Below are 620 nucleotides of genomic sequence, written 5' to 3'. Positions count from 1 at the left end.
AATAACACAGTAGAACTAAGGAGCAGTTAGGCCACACTGCGCAGTAGCCGCATTTGCACAGCATCGTAATACACGCCATCGAACCGCATAGCGTGTACCTTGACCGCCTCATGCACGAACCCTGCAGACTCGTAGAGCCGGATAGCACGCTCATTGTCTATGCGCGCCTCCAACTCGACGCGCGTGATGCCCTTGGACCAGGCCTTGGCTATGCAGGCCTGTAGCAGACGCTTGCCGATGCCCCGGCCTCGGTAGCCGGGGAGAACACCCATTCCAAGGAATCCACAGTGGGCGATCGCGTGTGCCCATGCAGGAAAGATGTCTGCCCACCCGACTACGCGCCCTGCTTCCAGTGCGACAAACTGAACTGCATCTGTGGCAACGCTCTCTTGAACAAAGGCACGAACGCGCTCCAGCGGCAGTGCCTCCACCTGTGCAAGATACTTCTTCTCACGTGCGACAGTGTCCAAACAGGCACGGAAGCTCTCGGCCATGTCTTCAGCGATCGGGACGATGGGAACCATGATCATCCTGTGCGACCTAACGTAGCTGTAGAAAAACTCCCTCGCAGCCTATCATTCGCGTTGCCCGCAAAAAAGGCGGGAAACGAGGCGAAGCGA

At 57.6% G+C, this 620-nt stretch carries 1 protein-coding gene; it reads right to left on the bottom strand.

Translation table 11 applies throughout. From position 1 onward, the window contains the following. Positions 1–26: 26 nt before the first annotated feature. Positions 27–524, bottom strand: coding sequence for a GNAT family N-acetyltransferase (locus tag UU7_RS17040; protein WP_007810608.1), 498 nt, complete (start codon positions 522–524; stop codon positions 27–29). Positions 525–620 lie beyond the last annotated feature (96 nt).

This window comes from Rhodanobacter spathiphylli B39, assembly GCF_000264295.1.
GTDB classification, from domain to species: Bacteria; Pseudomonadota; Gammaproteobacteria; order Xanthomonadales; family Rhodanobacteraceae; genus Rhodanobacter; species Rhodanobacter spathiphylli.
The sequence above is the reverse complement of the archived record's forward strand: the minus strand, read 5'-3'. Positions and strand labels throughout refer to the sequence as shown.